The organism is Acidobacterium sp. S8 (genome assembly GCF_009765985.1).
In the GTDB taxonomy this organism is placed as follows: Bacteria; Acidobacteriota; Terriglobia; order Terriglobales; family Acidobacteriaceae; genus Alloacidobacterium.
On sequence record NZ_LMUM01000024.1, the window covers coordinates 31,952 to 56,936 of the forward strand.

At 56.7% G+C, this 24,985-nt stretch carries 20 protein-coding genes; 13 read left to right on the forward strand and 7 right to left on the reverse strand.

From position 1 onward, the window contains the following. Positions 1 to 10 precede the first annotated feature (10 nt). The 6 genes from GSQ86_RS08725 to GSQ86_RS08750 all read right to left on the reverse strand — a co-directional run bounded on the left by GSQ86_RS08725 (position 11) and on the right by GSQ86_RS08750 (position 5,276). Positions 11 to 1,039, reverse strand: a complete 1,029-nt coding sequence (locus GSQ86_RS08725) for an Asd/ArgC dimerization domain-containing protein (RefSeq protein WP_158749583.1) — start codon at positions 1,037 to 1,039, stop codon at positions 11 to 13. A 4-nt stretch (positions 1,040 to 1,043) separates the two neighbouring features. Beyond that, positions 1,044 to 1,838 carry a CDP-diacylglycerol--serine O-phosphatidyltransferase gene (gene pssA, locus GSQ86_RS08730; protein WP_158749584.1) on the reverse strand — a complete coding sequence of 265 codons (795 nt, stop codon included), beginning with the start codon at positions 1,836 to 1,838 and terminating at the stop codon, positions 1,044 to 1,046. A gap of 29 nt (positions 1,839 to 1,867) precedes the next feature. Further along, entirely contained in the window at positions 1,868 to 2,554 is a 687-nt protein-coding gene (locus tag GSQ86_RS08735) for a phosphatidylserine decarboxylase family protein (RefSeq protein WP_371720488.1), read from the reverse strand. 34 nt (positions 2,555 to 2,588) lie between these two features. Beyond that, positions 2,589 to 3,350 (reverse strand): thioredoxin family protein, encoded by a 762-nt coding sequence (locus GSQ86_RS08740; protein ID WP_158749585.1) that lies wholly within the window; start codon positions 3,348 to 3,350, stop codon positions 2,589 to 2,591. A 131-nt stretch (positions 3,351 to 3,481) separates the two neighbouring features. After that, positions 3,482 to 4,228, reverse strand: coding sequence for a 3-oxoacyl-[acyl-carrier-protein] reductase (gene fabG / locus GSQ86_RS08745; protein ID WP_371720533.1), 747 nt, complete (start codon positions 4,226 to 4,228; stop codon positions 3,482 to 3,484). Positions 4,229 to 4,421: 193 nt separating this feature from the next. Then, complete coding sequence (locus GSQ86_RS08750; RefSeq protein ID WP_254062244.1) at positions 4,422 to 5,276, reverse strand: YqjF family protein; 855 nt, start codon at positions 5,274 to 5,276, stop codon at positions 4,422 to 4,424. A 64-nt stretch (positions 5,277 to 5,340) separates the two neighbouring features. Between GSQ86_RS08750 and GSQ86_RS08755 the strand changes: the two genes are divergently transcribed. The 4 genes from GSQ86_RS08755 (at position 5,341) to coaD (ending at position 9,400) form a co-directional block, all read left to right on the forward strand. Beyond that, complete coding sequence (locus GSQ86_RS08755; protein ID WP_158749587.1) at positions 5,341 to 6,906, forward strand: FAD-dependent thymidylate synthase; 1,566 nt, start codon at positions 5,341 to 5,343, stop codon at positions 6,904 to 6,906. Positions 6,907 to 6,908: 2 nt separating this feature from the next. Next, on the forward strand, positions 6,909 to 7,259 hold the full coding sequence (locus GSQ86_RS08760; RefSeq protein ID WP_158749588.1) for a nuclear transport factor 2 family protein: 351 nt from the start codon (positions 6,909 to 6,911) through the stop codon (positions 7,257 to 7,259). Positions 7,260 to 7,412: 153 nt separating this feature from the next. Then, the gene (gene recA / locus GSQ86_RS08765; RefSeq protein WP_158749589.1) at positions 7,413 to 8,492 is read left to right on the forward strand and encodes a recombinase RecA; all 1,080 of its coding nucleotides are present in this window, start codon (positions 7,413 to 7,415) and stop codon (positions 8,490 to 8,492) included. 413 nt (positions 8,493 to 8,905) lie between these two features. Then, on the forward strand, positions 8,906 to 9,400 hold the full coding sequence (gene coaD, locus GSQ86_RS08770; RefSeq protein ID WP_158749590.1) for a pantetheine-phosphate adenylyltransferase: 495 nt from the start codon (positions 8,906 to 8,908) through the stop codon (positions 9,398 to 9,400). Here coaD and GSQ86_RS08775 read toward each other — a convergent pair. Further along, on the reverse strand, positions 9,397 to 10,653 hold the full coding sequence (locus GSQ86_RS08775) for a cation:proton antiporter (RefSeq protein ID WP_158749591.1): 1,257 nt from the start codon (positions 10,651 to 10,653) through the stop codon (positions 9,397 to 9,399). The genes coaD and GSQ86_RS08775 overlap by 4 nt on opposite strands. Positions 10,654 to 10,921: 268 nt before the next feature. On the opposite strand from GSQ86_RS08775, the gene GSQ86_RS08780 reads away from it, so the two are divergent. The 9 genes from GSQ86_RS08780 to GSQ86_RS08820 all read left to right on the forward strand — a co-directional run bounded on the left by GSQ86_RS08780 (position 10,922) and on the right by GSQ86_RS08820 (position 24,958). Beyond that, positions 10,922 to 12,130, forward strand: coding sequence for a pyridoxal phosphate-dependent aminotransferase (locus GSQ86_RS08780; protein ID WP_158749592.1), 1,209 nt, complete (start codon positions 10,922 to 10,924; stop codon positions 12,128 to 12,130). Positions 12,131 to 12,259: 129 nt separating this feature from the next. Next, on the forward strand, positions 12,260 to 12,685 hold the full coding sequence (locus GSQ86_RS08785; protein ID WP_158749593.1) for an N-acetyltransferase: 426 nt from the start codon (positions 12,260 to 12,262) through the stop codon (positions 12,683 to 12,685). Between the two features lie 68 nt (positions 12,686 to 12,753). Next, positions 12,754 to 13,431, forward strand: coding sequence for an HAD-IA family hydrolase (locus GSQ86_RS08790; protein WP_158749594.1), 678 nt, complete (start codon positions 12,754 to 12,756; stop codon positions 13,429 to 13,431). 59 nt (positions 13,432 to 13,490) lie between these two features. Next, entirely contained in the window at positions 13,491 to 14,588 is a 1,098-nt protein-coding gene (ychF, locus tag GSQ86_RS08795) for a redox-regulated ATPase YchF (RefSeq protein WP_158749595.1), read from the forward strand. 679 nt (positions 14,589 to 15,267) lie between these two features. Next, positions 15,268 to 16,194, forward strand: coding sequence for a bestrophin family protein (locus GSQ86_RS08800; protein WP_158749596.1), 927 nt, complete (start codon positions 15,268 to 15,270; stop codon positions 16,192 to 16,194). Between the two features lie 467 nt (positions 16,195 to 16,661). Beyond that, a complete protein-coding gene (locus GSQ86_RS08805) occupies positions 16,662 to 20,039 on the forward strand; it encodes a TonB-dependent receptor (RefSeq protein WP_158749597.1) in 3,378 nt (1,125 codons plus the stop codon). Positions 20,040 to 20,167: 128 nt separating this feature from the next. Then, on the forward strand, positions 20,168 to 21,364 hold the full coding sequence (locus GSQ86_RS08810) for a tetratricopeptide repeat protein (RefSeq protein WP_158749598.1): 1,197 nt from the start codon (positions 20,168 to 20,170) through the stop codon (positions 21,362 to 21,364). Beyond that, positions 21,361 to 23,160, forward strand: coding sequence for a CRTAC1 family protein (locus tag GSQ86_RS08815; protein ID WP_216841063.1), 1,800 nt, complete (start codon positions 21,361 to 21,363; stop codon positions 23,158 to 23,160). The genes GSQ86_RS08810 and GSQ86_RS08815 overlap by 4 nt, the downstream gene beginning before the upstream one ends. A gap of 25 nt (positions 23,161 to 23,185) precedes the next feature. Then, on the forward strand, positions 23,186 to 24,958 hold the full coding sequence (locus GSQ86_RS08820) for a tetratricopeptide repeat protein (RefSeq protein WP_216841064.1): 1,773 nt from the start codon (positions 23,186 to 23,188) through the stop codon (positions 24,956 to 24,958). Positions 24,959 to 24,985 lie beyond the last annotated feature (27 nt).

The window sequence follows — 24,985 nt, forward strand, 5'->3', positions numbered from 1 at the left end:
TCGTGAAGAGCTACTGCACTTTGCCGTGAGGCCGCAGCCGCCGCAATTCCTGCGCGCAGGCCAGAGCGTTTACCGCTGCCAGCTTTAGATTGTCGAATCCAGCCCACACCCAGAAGTGCCGTGTAGCCAGCTCGCTTCCATCTGCCGTGCGCACGCGTACCAGAATGTCATCCTGTCCGGCCGAGCTGAGATTGCTTGGCGGATCGGAATCGCCCAGCACCACGTCGACATGCTCACCATTCAGGGCAGCTTCAAGGTGTTCCATGCTCACCGGCTCGCTAAGCTCCAGAGCCAGCGAAATGCCATATCCGTGAAATACCGGCGCATGCAGCAGCTGAATCGCAGCTTCGGGCAGCTTGCCATCGGAAAGCCCGGCGTAGTGGCGGCGAATGCGCGCCTCGCTGGCCCCAAGATGTATTTTGGCCGCTTCACCAAGCGAAGGGAGCAGATTGAAAGCCACCTGCGCGTCGTAGATCGCTTTTGGCAATGTCTGAAAGCTCAGCAGGCTCACCGTCTGTTGATGCAGCTCGTCCAGTGCAGCGCGGCCATATTCAGAAGCAGGCTCGAGCACCGTTGCTGAAGCCGAACTTACTTCGGCGACGTCCTTTGCACGCTGCAGCAGAAGCGCCAAAGCGACCGCTGCCGGATGCGCCGGGACCACGGCAGGCGTTTGCAGGTCGGGTGTGGAGGCTGTCTGCTGCGCCCACGGCGCAAGAACCAGCACTTTGGCTTCGCTCTCAAGCGCGTAGCTCATGTCAATGATGCTTGCGCCCGCTTTGTGCGCATTCTTCCAGTGTTTGCGCGTTACTTCTTCGCTTCCGGCAAAGAAAGTGAAGTCCACGTTGGCGAAAGCGCCGGTTTCGATGCGCTGAATGAAAGTCACTTCATCGCCAACGGATTCAAGCTGGCCAAGCGCGCCTTCATCGTCCATCAGGAGAAATTCGGAGGAGCCGAAGACCGACTCGCTCAGCGCTTCATTCAATTCTTTGCCGCGCAGCGATGCCGCGCCTACGATTGCGATTTTGTATGTATCTGGCATTGGCTCACAAAGTCGTTGAGGGTGGAGGAAGTCGCCGGCCACGGCGCGACGAATAGGCGATACGAGCCAGAATACCCGAGAACATGTACATCAGCGCCATAAGAATCAAAACATATTGCGAAAAGAAGACCAACGCATAGAGCACTAATCCTATTAGTACCATCCATTGAAAGGGATGCCGGTTGGAGAGGTTGATCTCCTTGCCGCTCCAGAAACGCCAGGTGCTGACCATGAGAAACCCGATCAGTCCGACAAGGACCATCCAGATGATCGCTACCCAGTTGATGGAGATGGGCACGCCCTTGAAAAAATGAATCACCGCTGCGATCACGCCTGCAGATGCAGGAATGGGCATGCCTACGAAATACTTTCTTCCCGGACGTCCCGGATTCTTCGGCACCGGATCGTGACTGATATTGAAGCGAGCAAGCCGGCTTGCACCGCACAGCAGAAACAGAAAGCAGACGAAGGCTCCCAGCTGCACGATCTTCTGCCGGAAGTCAGGATTGCCCATTGCCGGGAGCATGCGAAAACCCCAGGTGAAGGCCAGAATGCTAGGCGCGACGCCAAAGGTAATCACGTCTGCCAGTGAATCCAGCTCTTTGCCGAAGTCGCTGGTAGTGTTCGTCATGCGCGCGATGCGCCCATCGAGCGCGTCAAAGGGAATGGCGAAGCCGATGGCGAGCGCGGCCCAGTCGAAATGATGCGGTTCCTGTACCGACCCCTGCAGGCTCTGCGTAATCGCGAAATAGCCTGCCGCGATATTTCCTGCCGTAAACAGCGACGGCAGAATGTACATCCCGCGTCTCCGCCGCCTGCCGTTGGCCATTAAGCGAGCGACTCCACTTCCAGCTCTGTGAATGCTGTTTCGGCCGTGATTTGCGGAATGTGAGCGAGAATAGTGGCTCCGCCCTTAACGATATCGCCCTTCTTCACCCGCAGCTCAGCATATGCGGGCATCAGCACGTCCACGCGCGAGCCAAACTTGATGAGCCCGATGCGCTGGCCCCGTTCGACGCGGTCGCCCGCCTTGAAATTGAAGACGATGCGGCGAGCCAGAAGTCCGGCGATCTGCTTGAATGCGATCACATGGCCATCGTCAGTCTCAACCACGGCGAGGTTCTGCTCATTCTTCTCCGCAGAGTCCGGATTCAACGCGTTCAGGAATTTGCCCTTTTGGTAGCGGACCTCGCGCAGAGTTCCTGCCACCGGAGTGCGGTTGACGTGTACGTTAAACACGCTCAGGAAGATGCTCAGGCGCAGGGTCTCGCCCGAAGGCGTCATCACACGGTCAATGGCCGTCAATTTGCCGTCAGCGGGAGAGACAATCAGGCCATAGCCCTGAGGAATGGCGCGTCGTGGGTCGCGAAAAAACCAGAGAAAAAATGCCGCCAGCAGCAGCGGGATCAGTGCCCAGAGCCAGCCGCCGGTGAAGAAATGCACCACTCCTGCAACAATCAGCAGTGCCAAGCCGTAGAGATAACCGTCACGAACCATGAGAGATACTTCTCTCATTATAGGGTCTTTCGCAAGCTGGAATTGTTTTGAATCAGACCTCGCGTTCCGTTGCGCCGAATATCTCCCCGTTCTGCCCTTTTTGCGCGAATACGATCAGCCGCATCTTTGTGTGCGAAACGCCCTTGGGTAGCTTGATTTCGACCGGGCCGGAAAACGGGCCGTGCAGCGGCCCGACCTTCTGCAGCACCCGCACCACGGCTACATGTTTCAGCGTTTTACCGGAATTTTCGCCCTTGGCCACGCTGGAAGTATCCTCGTCATCTGCGAGCACGGCGTATAGCGTCGTTCCCTTCGCCGTCTGTTGGGAGACTTCGGGCACGGAAACCGTAGCGTGCAGAACATCGTCTGCCCACGAGGCGTACGTGATTCCGATTTGCAGTTTGCCCGGCTGTGCTGCGGCGGTTTCAATCGCGTGCGCGATCTGCGGACCATTGCTGCCGTTTACCTGCGCCATTCCGTCGATGACCATCTGCGGCGTGTAGACACTCTCCAGGTGGAAGCGCTGGTTGTATTCATTCTGCCGCTCTGTCCAGGCTGCAGACGAAAAAGGATCGTGCCAGCCGTCGTGGTTCCAGTAGTCCACATGCTCGCTGAGGACGATGATCGGGACGCCTGCGAAGATCTTCCCATCAATCTGGACCAGCACAGCGTCTGCCGGAGGGCAGCTGGAGCAGCCCTCGGAGGTAAACAGCTCGGCAACAACGGCAGGCTTCGACGGCGTGCTGTCCTGCGCCGAAATACCCAGCGACAGGGCAAACCCCATGCCGACAAGAACAAAAGAGCGGAAGTTCATAGGCGTCACCTGGTAACGCAAGAAGAATCGCTCATTTGACGCGAAGTAGAAAGGCCTCGTTACACCGGATCAGCGGCATAATTCGCACGTTTCAACAGGATCAAACGTGGAATGACGTCGAAGGCCGCCCTTCACATGTACATGCCGCCATTCACATCAAGAACATGCCCAGTGATATAAGCTGCTTCGTCGGATGCGAGAAAGCGCACGGCGTTGGCAATATCTTCGTCTGTGCCCGGACGGTTCAGCGGAATCTGGCCCAGCATGGCTCCGCGCTGCTTTTCATCGAGCACCGCCGTCATCGCTGTCTCAATGTATCCGGGGGCGACGGCGTTCGCCGTCACATTGCGTGAAGCCAGCTCTCGCGCGAGCGACTTTGTGAATCCGATCAGGCCCGCCTTGCTGGCGGCATAATTCGCCTGCCCAGCCTGACCCGCCTCACCCACTACACTTGAGATATTGATGATCCGGCCCCAGCGCGCCTTCATCATCGAGCTGATCACAGCTTGCGTCAGCAGAAAGGCGCCGGTAAGGTTAGTGTTGATCACGTCGTCCCAATCCGCGCGTCGCATCCGCAGCAGCAGCGTGTCTCGCGTGATGCCCGCGTTGTTGACGAGGATATGTACGCTACCGAAGTGCGCGATAACTGCCTTAGCAGTGGACTTGATCGATTCCTCGCTGGCCACGTCCAGCACAAACGATTTGGCATCGCCGCCATTTCCGGCAATCTCGTTTACCACTTCCTGCAGCTTGATCTCATTGCGGGCGGCGACGGCGACCTTTGCTCCGGCACGCCCCAGCGCGATGGCGCATGCGCGGCCGATTCCCTGAGAAGCTCCTGTGACGAGCGCGACCTTTCCTTCCAGTGACAGCACGATGTTCTCTCCGTTCTCCATCAAATTTCCAGCAAGATGTCATTCTGAGCGCAGCGAAGAATCCAGATGGCATTTCGTGCCGCACATATGTCGCAAATTTTCTGCGAGAGGCCATCAGAGTTTCGTTGATGTTGACGCTCTCTGGATTTTCGCTGCGCTCAGAATGACGGACTCAGTCGAGTCCGCACCAACGAAATTATAGAGGCTTCGCCACCGGTACTGCCTGCGTGGCCGCATGCTTTGCCAGCCCGGGCAGCAGCTCAAGCTGCCAGATGTACACCACCAGCTCCCGCGCATAGTGCAGCAGCGGCTTCGTATCCGGCAGCTGAATTCCATGGGCGCGCGGCAACTCGTTGATCTCAATGTCAGCCTCAGCCATTTCGAGCGGCCAGGGCAAATGATGGATGTTTCCCCGATAGACGGTCCCACGCTTGTCGGCGGTGTAGAGGCAATACCGCTCGGTGAGAAACGATTCGATGCCTCCCTTTGCGCTCGGCTGCTGCAGGCTCTTATATCGCGCCCGGAAACGGACCTGATCGAGGGTCAGCAGTCGCGTGCTCTGGTAATGGAATTCTCGCTGATCCTCTGATTTGATGCTCATATGCGCCCAGTAGTAAGGCAGCTTGAAAAAGGTCCGCGCCACGGCTACGGCAGCCGGATTCGCGGCGTCGAGCGAGAAGAAATACACACCGGCGAGATTTGAATGGCGCTCGCGCACGTATGTTCGCAGATTCAGCTCCGGGAAACGGTTCGCGCCTGGAATCAGCGGCATCCCGCGCAGACGGATGCGGTCCATCCAGAAGGGAACGACGCCCACCCAGGCGGAGCCGTCAAAGGTATCCACGACGAGTCCCGGAGGCAGCAGGTGTGTCAATTCCGATGCGGGAACCGGCCAGTGCGCGAACAGCAGGTCGTTCCAACGCTGTGTCATAGCCCAGCCGGAACGGGGAAGTGGCCAGGGCCGATGGCTGGTCTCGGAGAGAATGTCTTTCATGCTGTCAGGCTGATTCTGCGATAAGGGACGCGCGGCAACTCGTTGTAGTTGCAACACGTCGGTAACCTCAGAAGTTTGGGACCGTTCTTCCAGAGGCAAATGCCGTATTCTGGTGGCCACCATGCCTGAATCCGTCGCTGAATCCGTTACCGTCACGCCGACTGAGCCTCAAAACCAGACAGAAGTTTTTGCTGTCCACGGCGCGGACCCCGAAGTGCTGGCCTACGCCATGGCTAAATATTCACGCTCGGCTCTCTCGATGAAGGAATCCCTCAAGGAGATCAGCAGCCAGCGCGCCGAACAGTTCCTGAACACATTCTATTTCCAGTACGGCCATCGCTCTATCGCCGATCTGGCTCATATCGCCTTCGCAATTGAAAGGCTGTCTCTGCTGGCCGCCATTTCGCTGGTGGATGAGCAGCGCTGGGACGGACAGGAGCGGTCTACAAGGTATCAGAATTTCAAGAAAAGCGGCTGGTATATGCCGGATTTTGGCTCAGACCGCGTGGCAGCGCATTTGTATCGCGAATCGGTCGATGGGTTGTTTGCGTCCTACCACGAATTGACGGAAGGCATGTTCGAGCGGCTCAAGCAGCAGGTGACGAAACCTGCCGAGATGAAGCAGGAGAGCTATGACCGGACACTGCGCGCCCGCGCCTTCGACATAGGCCGCTACCTGCTGCCGCTGGCAACGAATACCTCACTCGGCCAGATCGTGAATGCGCGCACCCTCGAAACACAGGTTTCCCGCTTGCTTTCGAGCCCTTATGCCGAGATCCGCCAGCTCGGAGAGCGTCTCCGCTCCGCTGCGACCGGGGCGGCATGGAACGTCCACGCGGAAGAATTGGGCGGCCTGCAGCGCGAAATCGCTGCGCTCGATCCTGCCCTAGGAGCGAAAGCCGAGTCTCTGCTGTCGCGTGAAGTGAAAACCGCTCCGACGCTGGTGAAGTATGCCGCGCCAAACAGCTACGAGATCGAAACCCGCCGCGAACTGGCCCAGGCAGCTGCTGGGCTGATGCAAGGCGCGGCCATCGAATCGGCTCCTGTCGTCGATCTGGTTGAGCGCAGGGAATCGCTCGAAGCGGAAATCGCCGCCACGCTCCTCTACGGAGCCTGCCATTATTCGTTCCGGCAGCTTCGCGATCAGGTAGCTGCCTTGGACGAGGCTCGCATCCACGAGATCATTGCCTTGGGCACGCGCCACCGCGGACGCCATGATGAGTTGCTGCGCGAGTTCTTCGCAGGGCAGACTTTACGCTTCGACATCCTTATGGACATCGGCGGCTTCCGCGACATGCACCGGCACCGCCGCTGCGTGCAGGTGATCCAGGGCTATACGACAGCTCATGGTTACGATATCCCCGAAGGTGTGTCCGAAGCAGGCTTGCAGCCGCAATATGAAGCTGCCATGCAGTCTGCCCACAAGGCGCACATGAAACTGGCTGCTGAAACAGGCGAATCTGCCGACTATATTCTGCCGCTCGGCACCCGCATGCGCGCTCTCTTCAAAATGGACTTCGCCGAAGCCCTCTACATCTCGGAGTTGCGCTCCCAGCCGCAGGGCCACTTTTCCTACCGCCGCGTTGCCTGGGAGATGTATGAAGCCGTCAGGAAACAGCACCCGGCGCTGGCGCAGTATTTCCGCGTAACCGACGTAAATGAGCCGGTAGATTTGCTGAAAAGGTAGAAATGTCTGCTGAAATCGAAGAGTTTTTTCGAGAAATGTATGCCGATTTCAACAACCGCGAGGTCGATAAAGTACTCGCGAAGATGCATCCCGATGTGGACTGGCCTAACGGATGGGAGGGTGGACGCGAGCATGGCAAGGAAGCCGTCCGCGATTACTGGACGCGCCAATTCAAAGCCGTTAGCTCTAAGGTCGAACCGCAAGGTTTCAGAATCGACGACGAGGATCGCGTCGTGATCCGGGTCCATCAGGTAGTGCATGATCCGGAGGGAAAGCTACTATCTGACAGCATTGTGGAACATGCGTATACCATCGAGGGCGGGCTGGTTCGCAGGATGGACATCCGCCCTTGAGAATTGCATCGCAATATGGCAAGATTACGAAAGTTTTTGTTTTTTCTTCGCCCCGCGAAAAACGAGTGTTAGAATCGCCTCAAAACCGTACAATTTTCCTGAAAAGGAACGCATTTCCGGCGCAAAATCGCGCCTCAGAACTGGAGAAGTATCGTGGCAGATGACCGTTCCCGCGCCATAGATTTGGCGCTTTCGCAGATCGAAAAGCAATTCGGCAAAGGCTCCATCATGCGCCTCGGCAGCAAAGAAGCCGTAGTGCCAATTTCGACCATATCCACCGGCTCGATCTCCTTTGATGCTGCGCTTGGCGTAGGCGGCGTGCCCCGTGGCCGCGTCATCGAAATCTTCGGCCCGGAATCCTCGGGCAAAACCACCATCACTCTCCAGATCATTGCCGAGGCGCAGAAGCTGGGCGGTATGGCCGCATTTGTCGACGCTGAGCACGCGCTCGATCCCGGTTATGCGAAAAAGCTGGGCGTGGACATCGACAACCTGTTGATTTCACAGCCCGACTACGGCGAACAGGCGCTCGAAATCACCGAAGCCCTCGTCCGCTCCGGAGCCATCGACGTACTGGTCGTGGACTCGGTCGCTGCGCTCGTCCCCAAGGCCGAACTCGACGGTGAAATGGGCGATTCGCACATGGGCCTGCAGGCCCGTCTCATGTCACAGGCACTGCGCAAATTGACTGGAACGGTCTCGAAATCGCGCACCAGCCTGATTTTCATCAATCAGATACGCGAAAAGATCGGCGTCATGTTCGGCAATCCGGAGACGACCACCGGTGGCCGTGCGCTAAAGTTCTATTCCTCGGTCCGCATCGACATCCGCCGCATCTCCGCGGTCAAGGAAGGCGACGTAGTCGTCGGCGCGCGCACCAAGGTCAAGATCGTCAAGAACAAGGTAGCCGCGCCCTTCCGGGAAGCAGAATTCGACATTCTCTATGGCGAAGGCATCTCCCGCGAAGGCGACGTGCTCGATCTGGCCGTAGCCAACAACATCGTGGATAAGTCCGGCGCCTGGTACAGCTACAGCGGAGAACGTATTGGCCAGGGCCGCGAAAATGTTCGCACCTTCCTCAAGGACAACAAAGACACCTTTGAGAAGATCAATACCGAACTGCGTCAGAAGCTCAAAATCGGCGCCTCTGCAGTCCCGGCGGACGTACCTCCGGTGCCAGTCAACGGAGCCGCTGTCGCGCAGGAAGCAGTTCGACCGGCCAGACGACAGTAAAAGCGGAAATCTACTATGAGTTCCAATCATGAAGACGGCAGACCGCAAGGTCTGCCGCTAGCGCTTGATCCAATCGCTAAGAGTGCATCAACAACAGAGCTTGCCTTTATCGCGAAGCCCGCTGGAACCCCCCTATATCATGGGTTCCTGCTGTCGATGTATGGAAGGGGGAACTTCATGCGAATCTCGGCGGCGTCGAGGCTTGCTCAAGCAGGAACGCGAAAGTTTCTATGGGGAAAAGGCGAAGTCCAAGTGGAATTGTGAACTGTTAGAGGGTAATCTGGCAGACTTGCCGGAAGCAACACAGTCAGCAAGTAAAGTTAAGACAAACGAAAATATTTAATCACTCTAGCCTCTTGGCGCCGAAGGCGCGTGTGCCCGTGCGACCAGCACCTTGCTACAATTCATCTGGCGTGAATACTGTAAAAGCCATCTATCCCGGCAGCTTCGATCCGGTGACGAACGGACATCTTGATCTGATCGCCAGAGGGTCGAAAATCTTCGACCATCTTGTCGTTGCCATCCTCCGCAATTCTTCTAAGAATCCGCTTTTCAGCGTTGAGGAGCGGGTAGACATGCTCACGGAAGCGCTTGCCGGCTTCGAGAATGTTTCCGTTGCCACGTTCGATGGACTGTTAGTAGATTTCGTCCGCGAGCAGCACGCGCAGGCGGTGGTGCGCGGGATTCGGGCGATCAGTGACTATGAGTATGAGCTGCAGATGGCGTTGATGAACCGCCGTCTCGCGCCCGATCTGGAAACTATCTTTCTTATGCCTGACGGCAAGTATTCTTTCGTCAGCTCGCGCCTGGTAAAAGAAGTGTTCACGCTGGGCGGATCGATTGAAGGATTAGTTCCGCAGTTTGTCATCGATCGATTGAAGGTACGCGTACCGACGAACGGGCACTAGGCCGCGGTCGCTTCCAGCTTTTTTGTGAGTTCTGCTTCACCTTCGCCATCTTTCACACCCAGCAGATTCAGGATCGGCGTGGTGCTCATGGTCGTTACGAGTGCCATGACCACCAGCATGGTGAAGAGCGTGGGAGAAAAAGCGCCAACGTTATAGGCGATATTCAGCACGACCAATTCCACCAGGCCACGTGTATTCAACAGGGCGCCGAGTGCAGCTGCGTTACGCCATGACTGGCCGGTCCACCGCGCCGCGAGCACCGCGCCGCCCATCTTGCCGAAGTCCGCGCCGATGAGCACGATTCCTGCCCACCACCACATCTTTGCGTCGTTCAGCAGGTCGAGACGGGTACGTAGCCCGGTTAAAGCAAAAAAGAGCGGCAGCAGCAGAACAGAGGTGATCATGTCCAGTCGGTTGCGCAGGGCATGTTGCCAATGCGGAACGCGCGGGAAGCAGACGCCGGCGAGAAACGCTCCGAAGAGCGGATGCACGCCGATCCATTCAGTAGCCGCAGCCGAGGCCAGGGCTCCGGCCACAACGACACCCAGCAGTTCGAGCGACAATTCAGGCTTTTTGCGCATGTGCACGGCTCGCGCGGCGAGCGGCCGCACCACGCCCAGCATCAACAGCAAATATCCTCCGAGACATGCCAGCCGAATCGGGAGAGAAGCTGAGCCACCATCTGCGCCAATAAGCGCGAGAGCCAGCGCGAGCAGCAACCATGCAACTACATCATCCACGGCGGCGCACATAATCGCGGTCGTTCCCAGAGCGGTGTTCTGCAAACGCCGCTCTTCAAGAATGCGGGCGAGAACCGGAAAGGCTGTGATGCTCATGGCGATGCCGAGGAAGAGCACAAACGGCACCCTACCAGTACCGTGCGGGGCGAAGCGGATGCGAAGGGAATGCGCCAATGCGGCAGCGGTGACGAAGGGAATCAGAATACTGGTGCCGCTGGCGACTACAGCGGTGGTTTTCTGGCTGGCCAGCTGCTCATAATCCAGCTCCATGCCGATCAGGAAGAGAAACAGGATCAGGCCGACCGTAGAAAGAATTTCCAATGCATGCAGCGACGTAGCAGGGAAGAGCGCGGCAGATGCGTGCGGAGAGAACCGCCCGAGGACAGAAGGTCCCAGAAGAATACCGCCAATAATCTCCCCGATGACCCGGGATTGGCCAACCCTGCGCGCCAGCCATCCGCAGATGACGGTGACGGCGAGAATGATGGACATCTGTATCAGCAGGAGGGTCATAGATCAGCAGGCCTCATATAGGAAGGTTTCTTTGAGGTTTCAGTTGGATGCAAACTACGGACTGCGATGGCTAAACCATCGGACGCGTTCCGGCAGCGCCCCTCAACACGGCCAGCTGTGCTAGCTATTGTTTACCAGAGCGCGCGTCGACTGCCAAGCCAGCAGCCATGGCTGTTTTACCGAGTTTGCGCAATTCCAATCACGCCACCTAAGAGTTAAATGTCGCGTTTCTTCCCCGCTTCCGGCAAAAATCTGAAAAAATAGAAGCATGAGCGCTACGACAACCCCTCAGGCACCTACCAAGGTCTTTGCCGATCGCATCGGACGCATCGAGGTCTCCGCCACCATGGCCGTGACCGCGGAAGCCGCCAAACTGCGCGCACAGGGCGCAAAGCTGGTCGATTTCGGAGCAGGCGAGCCACACTTCGCCACCCCGCGCCACATCAAGGACGCGGCCATTGAAGCGATCGACAAGAATTTCACTCGCTACACCGTCGTCTCCGGCATTCCCGAGGTACGCAAAGCCATTGTCGAGCGCCATGCGTGCGACTTCAATTCCGATTACTCGCCGGAAGAAGCGGTCTTCACAACCGGCGGTAAGCTCGCTATCTTCAACGTGATCCAGGTGCTCATCGAGCATGGCGATGAGGTCATTCTGCCGGTTCCTTACTGGGTCTCGTACAAGGACATCGTCCAATATGCCGGCGGCAAGGTCGTCTATCTCGAAACTGACGAAGCGGAGAATTTCCGCGTTACGGCTGAAGCCATCGAAAAGGCCATCACGCCGAAGACCAAGGCCATCATCCTCAACTCGCCGTCGAACCCAACCGGCTCCGTCATCTCGCCTGCCGACCTTGAGCGCATCGTCAGGCTCGCGCACGAGCGCGGCATCTACCTGCTGCTCGACGAATGCTACGTATACCTGCAGTACACCGGAGCGCTGGTGAGCGGCGGCTCGTTTACTGATGCGAAGGAGCACGTCATCATTCTCGGCTCGCTCTCGAAGACCTACGCGATGACTGGATGGCGCGCAGGTTTTGCGCTTGGACCGAAGCCGATCATCGCGGCCATGAGCAAGCTGCAAAGCCAGTCCACTTCATCGACCGCGCACTTTGTGCAGAAGGCTTCTATAGCCGCGCTCAATAGCTCGCAGGAATGCGTCTCAGAAATGCGCGCAGACTATCTCAAGCTACGCGACCGCATCCTGGCGCGCCTGGCAGAAATCCCCGGCATTACCTGCACCAAGCCGGAAGGCGCATTCTACGTCTACCCCAACATTTCGGCGTACCTGGGCAAACCGGGCGCGCAAACTGCCATTGAGCTGGCCGGACGCCTTCTGCACGAGGCGCATGTCGTCAGCGTTCCCGGCGAGGCCTTCGGCACCAATCAGCATATCCGGCTCTCCTACGCGGTCTCTCACGACGATGTGGAAGAAGGATTGAAGCGCATGAAGGATTTCTTCGCCAAGCTAGCGTAGCCAGGTTGTGCAGTCCCAATCACGAAGGGCACGGCCTCAAGCCGTGCCCTTCGAATCTGAGAAATAGAGAAAGTGTCATCCTGAGCGAAGCGGAGTCCAAGGCCGGCTTTTCTCGCTCCATCATTGCGAATGCTCGAAGACCAGATCAAGATCACCACGCCGCCCGACGAGGAAGCTGCCGCGCAGCTTAAGTCGCAGCTCATCGCGTATAACCACTTGCGCGTGCCGCAGCAGCCTCCGCGAGAAATCCTGCTCTCTATTCAGGACGATAATGGCGATCTTCTGGCCGGACTCTCCGGACGCATCTCGTATACATGGCTTTTCGTGGATTTATTCTGGGTCGCCGAGCATCTGCGTGGACAGGGCTACGGAACGCGGCTCCTGCAACAAGCCGAGCAATATGCCCGTGAGCAAGGCTGTCACGCCGTATGGCTCGATACCTACAGCTTTCAAGCCCGCGGATTTTATGAAAAACAGGGCTATAAGGTCTTCGGGCAATTGCCCCGCTGCCCCGGCGAGCACAGCCGCTATTTTCTTTGCAAAGAACTTAGCTGAATCCGATCCGAGCGACGATCATGAATCTAGCCCGGCAAGACGAATCATTGCCTGCATTGGAGAAACTTTTGAAGATCTTAGTTGGTGGAATCCTCTTCGACATGGACGGTGTCCTCGTCAGCTCACTCGGCTCGGTTGAGCGAAGCTGGGCCAAATGGGGCGCTATGCGCAATGTGGATGCCGCGCTCGCCATTAAGACCGCTCATGGGCAGCGCGCGATCGAGACGGTCCGAAAGCTGCGTCCCGATCTCAATGACGTCGAAGAGTTGAACCTGATTGAAGAGATCGAGATTGCGGACAAGGAAGACATTGAGATACTTAAAGGCGTGCCGCGCATTCTCTCCGCGTTACCGCAAAAATACTGGACGGTCGTTACTTCGGCGACAGAGAAGCTGGCCCGCGCTCGTCTCGATCACGCCGGTCTCAGGATTCCAGAGCACATCATCACCGCCGACATGGTTGCCAAGGGCAAGCCTGACCCGGAGCCATACCTCAAGGGCGCAGCCCTGCTCGGGCAAAAACCCGAGGACTGCCTGGTCATTGAAGATGCACCTGCGGGGACACTCGCCGGTCGCGCCGCCGGATGCAAAGTGCTCGCCACGCTTTTCTCGCACACTGCAGAAAGCCTCTCTGCCGCTGATTGGATTGTCCAGTCGCTGGACGACGTAAAGGTGAGGGCTCTCGAGGATGGTGTGGAAATCGAATTTGAGCCGCTCTTTCAAAAAGACGACCCATTGAAGCGTTAGCATGAACCAGGCGGCGGCTCGCTGCCATCGTATGTTTTATTGAAAAAGGAAACGAAAGAATGCCTCTGAATTGCGGGATTGTTGGCCTGCCCAACGTCGGAAAAAGCACCATCTTCAACGCGCTGACCTCGGCGAAAGCGCAGGCGGCCAACTATCCCTTCTGCACCATCGATCCCAATGTTGGCGTCGTCACAGTTCCCGACGAACGTCTCGACAAAATTTCAGCCATCGTGCACCCCCACCGTATCGTCCCCACGACGATGGAGTTCGTAGATATTGCCGGCCTTGTCGCCGGAGCGAGCAAGGGCGAGGGATTGGGCAACCAGTTTCTCGGGCACATTCGCTCGACTGACGCCGTAGCTCACGTCGTGCGCTGCTTCGATGATCCCAATGTGATTCACGTTGCGGGTGCCGTCAATCCTCTCGATGATATCGACGTCATCAATACTGAGCTGCTATTGGCCGATCTCGAAACGATTGAAAAGCGTTACACAAAGGTCGAAAAATTAGCGCGCAACACTACGGATTCAAAGGTCAAAGCCGAAGCATCAGGCCTGGCGAAGCTGCTCGAAGCGGTTCAGGCTGGAAAGCCGGCACGTACCGTTGATCTAACAGATGAGGAAGCCGTGGCCGCGCGCGACCTGCACCTCATCACTGCCAAGCCGATGCTCTATATCGCCAACGTCGATGAAGCGGGACTTCAGGGCAGCAATGAATGGGTTGACGCCGTAGAAAAGCGGGCTGAAGAAGAGCATAGCCAGGTCGTCCGCATCTGCGGAGCTATGGAGGCTGAAATTGCCCTCCTTGAGCCATCCGAGCGCGCCGAGTTTCTCGCAGAGATGGGTTTGAGCGAGCCCGGATTGAATCGCCTCATCCGCTCCGCTTACCGGCTTCTCGATCTCGTCACGTATTTCACCGCCGGCGTGCAGGAAGCCCGGGCATGGACGATTCACCGCGGCACTAAAGCGCCGGGTGCAGCCGGAGTCATCCATTCTGATTTTGAACGCGGATTCATCCGCGCCGAAGCCTATCACTGTGAAGATCTCTTCGCCGCAGGCAGTGAGCAGGCTGTCAAAGTAAAAGGACTCTACCGCTCTGAAGGCAAGGAATATGTCGTGCGCGACGGCGACATTCTCTTCTTCAAATTCAATGTGTAAGAAGTTTGCAAGCTTGTTTCAAACAGATCCCATGTCTGGTCAAGACGTGGGATCTTCATCAGCTTTTCTGAAATAGACAGAGGGACGGATCTACGTCCACTGATCTGCGTGCCGCCGAACCCACCAGCAGGGATTGCCGCCGCCCCGGGGAAAGATTGCTCGAACGCACCCTACCTGGGCGGATCCCATATAATCGAGCTCATTTCTTCCATTCTTCAGCGGAACTGCAATAAATTGATTCACTTTGACTGAGTCGAAGGCAGATGCGTGCGCCACACGACAGCGGTACACCAGCCAATCGCCAGCATAAAGAATCACAACTACAAGCAGAATTCCCGCTATGATTCGTTTCACGAGCACAGGCATGCGAGAAATCATAGCTGCTTCGGCCGTCATTCGCCCGCTTCCAATCTCGAAAAATTTAAAAAGCATGACTCCATCGAAATGAGATGGCAGGCAATTCTCAGATTCACCCTTCCCGTGGTTATGTGATTATCCTGTTTGGGGCAACTGTTTAGCCCACTATGGCAGGAGGTCTTCGTCTCGCGGAACATCGAATGACTTGCGGAGAGCTGATAACGTCCGGGCTGGGTGTATAACATTGGCATCAGTGTGGTGAGCGTCGCCGAAGGAGGACAGAGGGAATTGTGCCGATGACAGCGGCTGGCAGGGCCAAAGCATGATCGTCTCCCAAAAGATTCCGCAGCAGCTAATGATGATCCGCGGGTTGGGATTGTCGCTGCTGCTCCTGGTGGGTTGGGACTTTGCGATTGTGCTGAGCTATAAAGTCATGCACTGGAGCTGGGTCGGCTCGCAAAGCCTGCCATTAGCGTCTTACGGCGTGGCAATCGGTATCGTCGTCAGCCTACGCAACAGCTCAGCATACGCGCGCTGGTGGGAGGCGCGAACACTGTGGGGCGCAATCGTGAATAAGAGCCGCACCTTTGCGCGGCAGGTCGTGACGACGATGTCGCCCAAGGCAAATGCGACGGCAGCCGAGCAGGCGGAGGCCGCTGCCGAACAGCGGCAACTGGTGCTCTATCAAGTGGCGTATGTGCACGCACTGAGCCAGCAGCTGCGCGGCCGTGACCCGTGGGCCGCCGTGGCTCACTTATTGCCGGATGAGAACCCGGCCGAGCTTGCCCGTGAAAAGAACCTGGCGCTGACACTGCAATGCAGGATGAGCGCAATGCTGATCGCAGCACGCGACCGTGGCTGGCTGAATCAATGGGAGTGGCAGACGATCGATTCGAGCATGGCTGGACTCATGGACGCACAGGGCGGCGCGGAGCGAATCAAAAACACGCCAATGCCCAAGCAGTTTGATTTCTTTCCAATGCTCTTTGTGGAGATTTACTGCCTGATGCTTCCGGTGGGACTAGTGGGCGTCCTGGGCTGGTTTACACCGCTCGGTTCGACCTTAGTCGGATTCATGTTTCTGGCGTTGATGAAGATCGGGAATGACCTCGAAGACCCCTTCGAGAACACGATCTTTGATGTGCCAGTGACAGCAATCGCGACGACCGTCGAGATCAATCTACGACAGCTGTTAGGCGAAACTGAGCTGCCGTCGCCTGAACAACCAATCCGCGGCGTCTTGTGGTGACATCGATAAGTTGATTGGGCGGGAAGTCCAATTGACGAAGACCCTTACCTGGCTAAAGAAAGCGAGAGCCATTCATATAGCCGAAGATGTATGGTCCGCCGTTCGACTGCAAGGAAAAAGCTGAGGTTTGGATAGGGGAAGTCCGGCCTTGCGAGTCTGCATGATTGTCTTCGAGAACAACTCCAGACGACCGGGGTACCGGCCGGAAGCGTTTACTCTGTCCGATTCAAATCTCGAAACCGGTGAGACGCGGGAGGCATCGTGAGAATGACATTGACAAGGTGTATGTCTCATACATACCATCATCGCCGACTGGAAAAGATGAATCTGGCAGGACTGAGAAAACGTTATCCAACACGCGAGTTTAACAGCTGAATTTTCAAGATAAACAACGACAGACGTACCGGTCGCAACGCCAGAGCGACCGCCAAAATAATCGCAGCATGGCAGTTTTTTTAGGAGGTCATATGAACCGTGCTTGGGAACGGCGCATCCGATCGATCATTTCTATCCTTGCGGCACTTCTGGTTGTCCTGCCAGCATTGGCTGCCGGGCCGACCGGTAAGATCGTAGTAACGGTAACTGATTCCAACGGGAATGTGATTCCCAACGCGAAGATCACAGCCATCAACCAGGCCACGAATGATATCCGGACAGGAACTTCGGATGGCAGCGGAAACTTCACCTTCCCTGTTCTTCCCGTGGGCAACTATACGGTGACAGTGGAAGCGTCCGGTTTTCAAACGTATGAGCAAAAGAATCTTGTTCTGCAGGTTGACCAGAACATAAGTGTCGACTCGAAGCTCACCATTGGCTCGACCACACAGGTAGTCGAGGTGTCGGGCGCCCAGCCGTCGATCAACCTTGTGGATGCGACAGTGAGTAATGTCGTCGACCAGCAGCGAATAGAAGACCTTCCGTTGAACGGGCGCGATACGCTGCAACTGCAGTACATCATGCCGGGCGTTTCCTACGACAACGACAACGTCTCGCACGGCCAGGGGCAGCATGAGGGCACGGTGGTAAATGGAAACCGGCCCGGCTCGAATTACTACCTGTTAGATGGCGTCGACATGACGGATTCCTACCTGTCGACGGCCCCGGTATTTCCGGCCCCGGACGCCCTACAGGAATTTGACATCCAGACAAGCAACTACACCGCGCAATACGGTCGCAGCTCCGGCGGCCTGGTGAATGTCGCTACCCGCGCCGGCACGAACAACTTCCACGGAGGGCTGTTTGAGTTTTTCCGCAACACTGTTCTGGACTCTCACAACTACTTTGACCCCGTTGGATCGGCGAAACCTGCATTCAAGTTGAACCAGTTTGGCGGGTTCTTTGGCGGGCCGATACACAAGGATAAGACGTTCTTCTTCGGCTACTACCAGGGAACACGGCAGCGCAGGGACGAGACGATCAGTGTCGGCACGGTGCTTTCACAATCCGAGAGACCGGACCTGAATGGAGGAAACTCCAACTTTCCCGGTGCCGTCGATCCTCAGACCGGATTGCCCTTCCCCGGAGGAGTCATCCCGGCCGCCCGCATCGATCCAACCGCACTCAACTTCATCACCAAGCTAATGCCTTTGCCCAACAATTCGACCGGCGGATATACCTTCAACTCACCAGTATCGGACAATCTGGACAACTTGAACGAAGACCAATATCTCGCTCGCATCGACCACAATTTCGGGAAGAACGATCTGCTATTCGGCCACTACTTTTACAACGAAGATCTCTCGAATGGCATTGGTTCGGACAATATTCCCGGACTTCCGCATCAGAAGTATTTCAGAAATCAAAATGTTGCCATTGACTACACCCATACCTTCAATCCGAACCTGATCAACACAGCGGTTTTCGGCTTCACCAGGATCGCCCACCATCGCGGACCCACCGTGAGCCTGGGATGGGGTGATTTTGGTGGTCCGGCGACTACCTCTACCACCGGCGTGCCGAGCGATCTTTACACGAGCATCAACGGCTCAGTAAGCGCGGGCGGGGACGGCACATTCGTGCAGAATCGCCAGACCTGGCAGTACACGGACTTTCTCAGCTTCGTGAAAGGCAACCATACGATGAGCTTCGGCGGGGATTTCCGCAGGGAGAGTATGAATCGTGTGGAGGATTACTACACCGACCCAGTCTTTGATTTCAACGGGCAGTATTCCGGATACGCGCTCTCAGATCTGCTACTAGGTCTGCCGAACTACTACAACCTGCAGACCGAGGTATCGAGCAGACTCCGCCATAATGCATTCGACGCCTATGCGCAGGACAACTATAAGATCACGCGCCGGGTAACAATCGATGCTGGTATCCGCTGGGAACCTTTCCTCCCACCGGTAGACAATCTGAATGATCAGATTTGCTACGACCCCACCTTTACAAAGAGATCCGCATATTACCCAACCGCGCCTCCGGGAATTCTGTTTCCTGGGCCTCCCGAAGGAAGTGGATCGCTCGGAAGCGGAGATCCAGGGTGCCCGCGTTCCATGGTTCCCAACCGCTGGAAGAACGTTGCGCCGCGGATTGGCCTCAATGTCGATCCGTCTGGAAACGGCAAGACCTCGGTGCGCGCCGGGTTCGGGATCTTCTGGGATCAGGCACGTCTCATTGCCTGGAACCGCTTCTCCACAGCCCAGCCCTTCGACGAGTCGGTTATCGTGAACGGTCCAAAGGTTCTTCAACCCAGTTTGAGCGGCAATAACATCTACACCAACGGTGGAGTGCAGAATCCTTATCCGTTCTCTATACCCAGGACCGCGGCGGAACGCGCCGCCTTCGCTCCAAGCTACGGTGGGAACTGGCCAACGGCGGCCGGTGAAACGGTTCTCTCTCCGAACTTCAACGAAGGCTACACCTATCAGTGGAACCTGACTATCGATCAGCAGTTGGCGCCAGGTTATATGCTGACCATCGGCTACATCGGAAATCACGGCAGCCACCTCTTTGTGTCGCGTGAGAACAATTACGCGCCACTTTCAACCTACGACCCCACCCTTTCGATTGCGGAAAACAATACGAACCTGCCGGCGAGACGTAGACTAAGCTCTATCCAGTGCGGCACTGGTGTAGGCAGCTCAACTGCGCCTTGCTATGGCCCGATGGAAATTCTCGACCCGGCTCTATGGTCGAACTACGACTCGCTCCAGGTATCGATCAACCATCGCTTCGAGCATGGATTCAGCTTGTTGGCGTCCTATGTATGGGCGAATTATCTCGACGTGGTTTCCTATACCGCAGAAGGCGGAAATGGGCCGAGGGATCCAACTGACTTTGCTCTCAACTATGGACCATCCGATAATAACGTCCGCCATCGTCTGGCTGGCTCCTACATTTATCAATTTCCGAGGGTAACTTCCCTGCACGGATTCGTCAGCGGATTGGTCAACGACTGGCAGAATCAATCCATCATCACCGTCCAGACAGGAAGACCTTATTCCATCAACAGCTCTTTGGATACCGCAGCCACAGGCATCGGGGGAGAAACCGCGGACATTACCGGAGCACAGATTTCCCCTGCAGGGCGCGGAGTAAGCGCATACTTCAACCCCGCGGCATTTCAGAACGCCGCTGCTGGCTCCTACGGTCAGACGGGTAGAAATTTCCTGACCGGTCCCGGTCTTGTTAACGTGGATTTCTCCTTATTCAAGGAGTTTCCCATCGGCGATCACGGCAAGTTCCAATTCCGTGGTGAGCTCTTTAATCTGTTCAACCATCCGAACTTCTTTAACCCGGATAATACCGTTGGCGATGGTACATTCGGCCAGCTAACCTCTGCGCAAAGCCTTGGAACCGGTGCTCCGCGTATTGCTCAATTTGCACTGAAGTACCTTTTCTAACCGCTGGATCACCTGATTGCAGCGATGCTCCCATTGGCAGAGCATCGCAGCAATCAGGTTCGGCGGTTCTGTCAGTTGCCGGGATTATCCTCACGGGCTACCATCGAGAATTGAGCGGAGTTGGGCCTATGCAGATGAGATGGTTGCGCCTGATGGTGATCGCAAGCGCTGCTGTCGGACTTAGTCCGGGCAGCCTTCTTTGCGGCCAGAACTCCTCCGCGGACGTGGCGCAACACAAAGAGAGGGCGGAGCAGGCGTTGCGCGCCAACGACCGCGCGGCCGCTGAGAAAGAATTTCGGGCAATGCTGTCGATTGATCCTCGAGACAGTGAAGCCTGGACGGGACTCGGTATCCTCCTCTACGGATCGGGCAACGCGGTGGAAGCCGGCAAAGCATTGCAAAGCGCTCTCGCCATCGATCCCGGCGCCAGACACGCGGAGCTTTTTCTCGGATTGAGTAAGGCGGACCTGCACGAGTGCTCCCAGGCGATGCCGATCCTGTTGAAGTATTTTTCCAGCGAGCCGGTGGGGAATCTCCAGCGTTTGACCGGATTGGCCGCCCTCGGTTGCAGCTCCGGAACAAACGACAACATGGCCGCTTTGCAGACAGCGACGCGGTTGAGACAGCTCTACCCTGAAGATGCGGACGTGTTGTACGCGTCTGCCGAGCTTTATACCCGGCTATGGAACCAGAGCGCGGGTGAATTGCTCGCCAAACACCCCTATTCTTACCGGGTCCATCAATTAGCTGCCGAGGTCTACGAGGCGCAGAAAAATTATGATCAAGCGATTCGAGAATATTCCCTAGCTCTAGCCGCGAACCCGAAGCTGCCGCAGATGCACTATCGTATCGGCCAGCTCTATCTTCATAAGGGTGCGCCGGATGCGGACGAAAAGGCGATGGAAGAATTTCGTCTCGAGAAGCTGGTCGATCCGGAATCCGCAGTGTCGGATCTTGCCATGGCAGAGATCTACAGGCACCAGCACAATCTCGATATGGCGAAGCCGCTCTATGAAGAGGCCTCTCAGCTTGACCCGCAATTGGTGGAGGCGAAGGTAGGTCTCGCCCAGATCTTGCTTGACGAATACCAGACGGATGCCGCCGTGCGCGACTTGACTTCCGTGATCGCGCAGCATCCGGACAATGCCCAGGCTCACTATGCGTTGATGCTCGCCTACCGCACTGAAGGCAAACTTCCCGAGGCGGCCGAACAGATGGCAACCTTTAAGAAGCTTCAGGCAGGAAACGATCAGAGATTTCAGAACAAGCTGGACGCGCTGTTGAGCGTGAAGTCGAAAGATTCCGGAGAGACTGCTCCAAAGTGAGGAAATCTCCGCCCGGATTTGACAACTCCAAACAGCTGGAATCGCAGTTCAGAGGCTCTTCGTTATCGACGCGCCGCGAATTTCTTCGGCTTGCTGGATGCGGTCTGGCCCTGCAGGCTGCAACGAAGGCTAGTATGGGCTTGCCGGTCCTGTCACTGCAGAATGCGGGACCATCACCGCTCGGATACTCCATCCAGGATGTCGCTCGCGAGGCGCGCCTGGATTTTCTGCAGGTGTGCGGCGGCGACACCAGCAAGAAATACATTCTCGAGACTACCGGTTCGGGAGTGGCATTTATCGACTACGACAACGATGGATGGCTGGATATCTTTCTTGTGAACGGAACTCGCATGGAAGGGTTTCCGCCAGGCCAAAGCCCCACCAGCAAACTCTTCCACAACAACCGCGACGGTACTTTTACCGATGTCACGGCGAAGGCCGGATTGACGCACTCGGGCTGGGGCCAGGGCGTGTGCATCGGCGACTACGATAACGACGGCTTCGACGATATTTTCGTTACCTACTGGGGCGAGGATCTGCTTTACCACAACAATGGCGACGGCACCTTTACGGAAATAGGCCGCAAGGCGAAGGTTGCCGGAGATGGAACTCGATGGAGCACCGGCTGCGCCTTTGTCGACTACGATCGCGACGGGAAACTCGATCTCTTCGTGACCCACTATGTGAACTTCTCCATGCAGAACGCAAAGGATCCAGGCAGCAACCCCTATTGCGTCTATCGCGGCCTTGCCATCAATTGCGGCCCGCGCGGTCTGCAGGGCGAAACCAGCACGCTTTACCACAACAATGGTGACGGCACATTCACTGATGTCTCCGCGTCGTCCGGTATTCTCAAGCCGAGCGGATATTTCGGCTTGGGGGTGCTGGTGGCCGACTACGACAACGACGGTTGGCCCGATATCTATGTGGCCAGCGACTCTACGCCGAGCCTGCTGTTTATGAATAATCATGATGGCACCTTTCGCGAAGATGGGACGCTTCGTGGCGTAGCGTTCAGCCAAGATGGCATGGAGCAGGCTGGCATGGGGGTGAGCACGGCCGACTACGATCACAACGGATGGCTGGATATCCTCAAGACTAACTTCTCAGACGAAGTAGTGAACCTCTACCACAACGACGGCAAAGCAGTGTTCACGAATGTTTCCGAAGCATCTGGTCTCAGCGCTCGCACTCATTACGTGGGCTGGGGATGCGGCTTTTTCGATCCCGACAACGATGGATATGCGGACGTACTGTATGTCAACGGCCATGTTTATCCGGAGTTGGAGCGAATCCACACGGATACAACCTATCGGGAGCCCAGGGTCCTTTACAGAAATCTTCGCGACGGAAAATTCGAAGACGTTTCGCAGCTGGCAGGGGCAGCCATCACCACTCCTTCAACAGGCCGCGGTTGCGCGTTCGGGGACTTCAACAATGACGGCTGGGTCGATGTCGTTGTCAACAACCAGAATGCCGGCCCATCTCTGCTCAAGACCACAGGGCAGAACGGCAATCATTGGATCAACATCAAATTGGTGGGCGTAAAGTCGAATCGCAGTGCGATCGGCGCGCGAGTGAAGTGTGTGGCCGGGCAGCTTTCCCAGATCGACGAAGTACGTAGCGGCGGCAGTTACATTTCACAGAGTGATCTCCGCATTCATTTCGGACTGGGCAAAAACAAAGTGATCGATCGATTGGAGATTCAATGGCCCAGTGGGACCATCGATCAATTGCGTAGTGTGGCTGCCGATCAATTCATCCGCATCCAGGAGGGGGAAAGCTCACGACGCTGAAGCCAGCGGTCTGAGCAATAATTCCATGCGCGGGGAATTCACCAATGCACCGCCGGACAGCACTCGCTCCCTTTTAATGAGACGGGCGTGCGGCTTGCTGCTTGCAGCCTGCCTCTTTACTCCTATTCCCCAAAGCGTCGTAGGGCAGACTGCAGAAACGGATGGTTTGGGCCGCGTGGATGCCAACATCGAGAATGGAATTCGGCTCTTTCGCAATCACGATGCTGCAGGAGCCAAATTGAAATTCAGTGCAGCGGTGAAGGAGAATCCCCACTCAGCGGATGCCCTCACCTGGCGAGGCATCGCGGAAAATCAGCTGAAGGAATACTCGGAAGCTGAGCGGGACTTTGAGGCCGCGTTGCACATCAATCCCGACGAGATGTCGGCTCATTACAATCTCGCCCTGAGTCTGATCCGCCTGCAGAAAACAGACGAAGCCATTGAGCAGTTGCGCATCGTCACCAGTGCCCACCCCGGGGTCGTTGAGCCGGAGTACAACCTGGCAATTCTCCTGGAAGGAAAGAACGCGACAGCCGACGCGGTCGAGCATCTGAAGGCGGCCTACCAGACACAACCCGGCGACACCGGTGTGGCGCAGCACCTCTTGATTGATCTGCTTGCCCTGGGCAGGGCGGATGAGGCGCAGCCCATCCTGGAGCAGTTCCGCTCTTCGGCTCCGGCCGACCTGCAGGAGCAGGTAGGCACAGCATTGATCGAGGCCAGGCAATTTCCGCAGGCCGTGTTTTTGCTTGAGAGCACGCAGCCTGAAATGCAGGCAGGCAGTAAAGTGAGTTTGCTGCTGGCGCGAGCCTATATCGGTGCGCAACAGTACACGAAAGCGATCGCTCTGGCCCAGCCGTCAGAGACTATCGATCGCACAGGAGAAAGCGCGTATCTGCTCGGCCTGGCATACTCGGGCGCAGGAATGATGCCGGAAGCAAAGAGCGCTTTTGCGCAGGCGGTACTTGCGAACCCTCGGAACGGTGCAGCTCAATATCATCTGGGTATGATTCAGTCCGCGGGTCCGGAACAGCCGGAAGAGGCAATTCATCATCTGCGCGAGGCAGTGCGACTTGAACCGGTTAACATGGTTTATGCGATCGGGCTGAGCCGTGTCCTGCTCCAGCAGGATCATCCGGAGGATGCAAAGATCTTATTGCAACGACTTCACCCGGCTAACACTGAAGCAGCAGAACGCGATCTGCTGCTGGGAATTGCGCAGATAAGCACAAGCGGTGTGAGTGAGGCCGCTCCGATTCTGGAGCGCGCAGTTGCGGAAGATTCTTCCCTGCCGCTCCCTCACAATATCCTTGGCTTTTGTTACTTCTATCAGGGGGATTACGCGAGGGCAGCCCAGGCTTACCAAAAGGCTTCCGACATGCGTCCGGACGTCAGGATCTTTGCCCATGACGCGGCGATAGCATTTGAGCGGTCCAATAGCAGCGGTCAGGCTCTCATCTATGCGATGAGAGCTGCAGCGCTTCCCTCCACGAGCGGTGAAGATCATGCCCTCGTTGGCAAACTCCTCGCAAAAGCGGGCCGCAAAGACGATGCGATTCGCGAATTGAAACAAGCCGCACTGATGAGCCCCGACATGGACGAACCATATTACCTGCTCGCTCACACGTTCATGCAGATGGGAGATATGGAGCAGGCAACGCAATGGAATACGAAGCTGACAGAGCTAAAACGGAAGCATGATCGCGGCTACGCAGCCCGAAAGAGCTCCACATCGATAACATCCTCGACGCTGCTGAAAGGGGCACCGATGAACAGCTCTGAGACGGATGCGCCGTGAGCCTCGCTCCCAAGCCAACGAAGGATG

Coding starts and splice junctions, on each gene's coding strand:
- GSQ86_RS08800 (WP_158749596.1), top strand. CDS start 15,268: ATGATCGTCTCCCAAAAGATTCCGCAGCAGCTAATGATGATCCGCGGG.
- pssA (WP_158749584.1), bottom strand. CDS start 1,838: ATGTACATTCTGCCGTCGCTGTTTACGGCAGGAAATATCGCGGCAGGC.
- GSQ86_RS08810 (WP_158749598.1), top strand. CDS start 20,168: ATGCAGATGAGATGGTTGCGCCTGATGGTGATCGCAAGCGCTGCTGTC.
- GSQ86_RS08775 (WP_158749591.1), bottom strand. CDS start 10,653: ATGACCCTCCTGCTGATACAGATGTCCATCATTCTCGCCGTCACCGTC.
- GSQ86_RS08780 (WP_158749592.1), top strand. CDS start 10,922: ATGAGCGCTACGACAACCCCTCAGGCACCTACCAAGGTCTTTGCCGAT.
- GSQ86_RS08785 (WP_158749593.1), top strand. CDS start 12,260: ATGCTCGAAGACCAGATCAAGATCACCACGCCGCCCGACGAGGAAGCT.
- GSQ86_RS08725 (WP_158749583.1), bottom strand. CDS start 1,039: ATGCCAGATACATACAAAATCGCAATCGTAGGCGCGGCATCGCTGCGC.
- GSQ86_RS08820 (WP_216841064.1), top strand. CDS start 23,186: ATGCGCGGGGAATTCACCAATGCACCGCCGGACAGCACTCGCTCCCTT.
- GSQ86_RS08755 (WP_158749587.1), top strand. CDS start 5,341: ATGCCTGAATCCGTCGCTGAATCCGTTACCGTCACGCCGACTGAGCCT.
- GSQ86_RS08735 (WP_371720488.1), bottom strand. CDS start 2,554: ATGAGAGAAGTATCTCTCATGGTTCGTGACGGTTATCTCTACGGCTTG.
- GSQ86_RS08805 (WP_158749597.1), top strand. CDS start 16,662: ATGAACCGTGCTTGGGAACGGCGCATCCGATCGATCATTTCTATCCTT.
- GSQ86_RS08760 (WP_158749588.1), top strand. CDS start 6,909: ATGTCTGCTGAAATCGAAGAGTTTTTTCGAGAAATGTATGCCGATTTC.
- GSQ86_RS08740 (WP_158749585.1), bottom strand. CDS start 3,350: ATGAACTTCCGCTCTTTTGTTCTTGTCGGCATGGGGTTTGCCCTGTCG.
- ychF (WP_158749595.1), top strand. CDS start 13,491: ATGCCTCTGAATTGCGGGATTGTTGGCCTGCCCAACGTCGGAAAAAGC.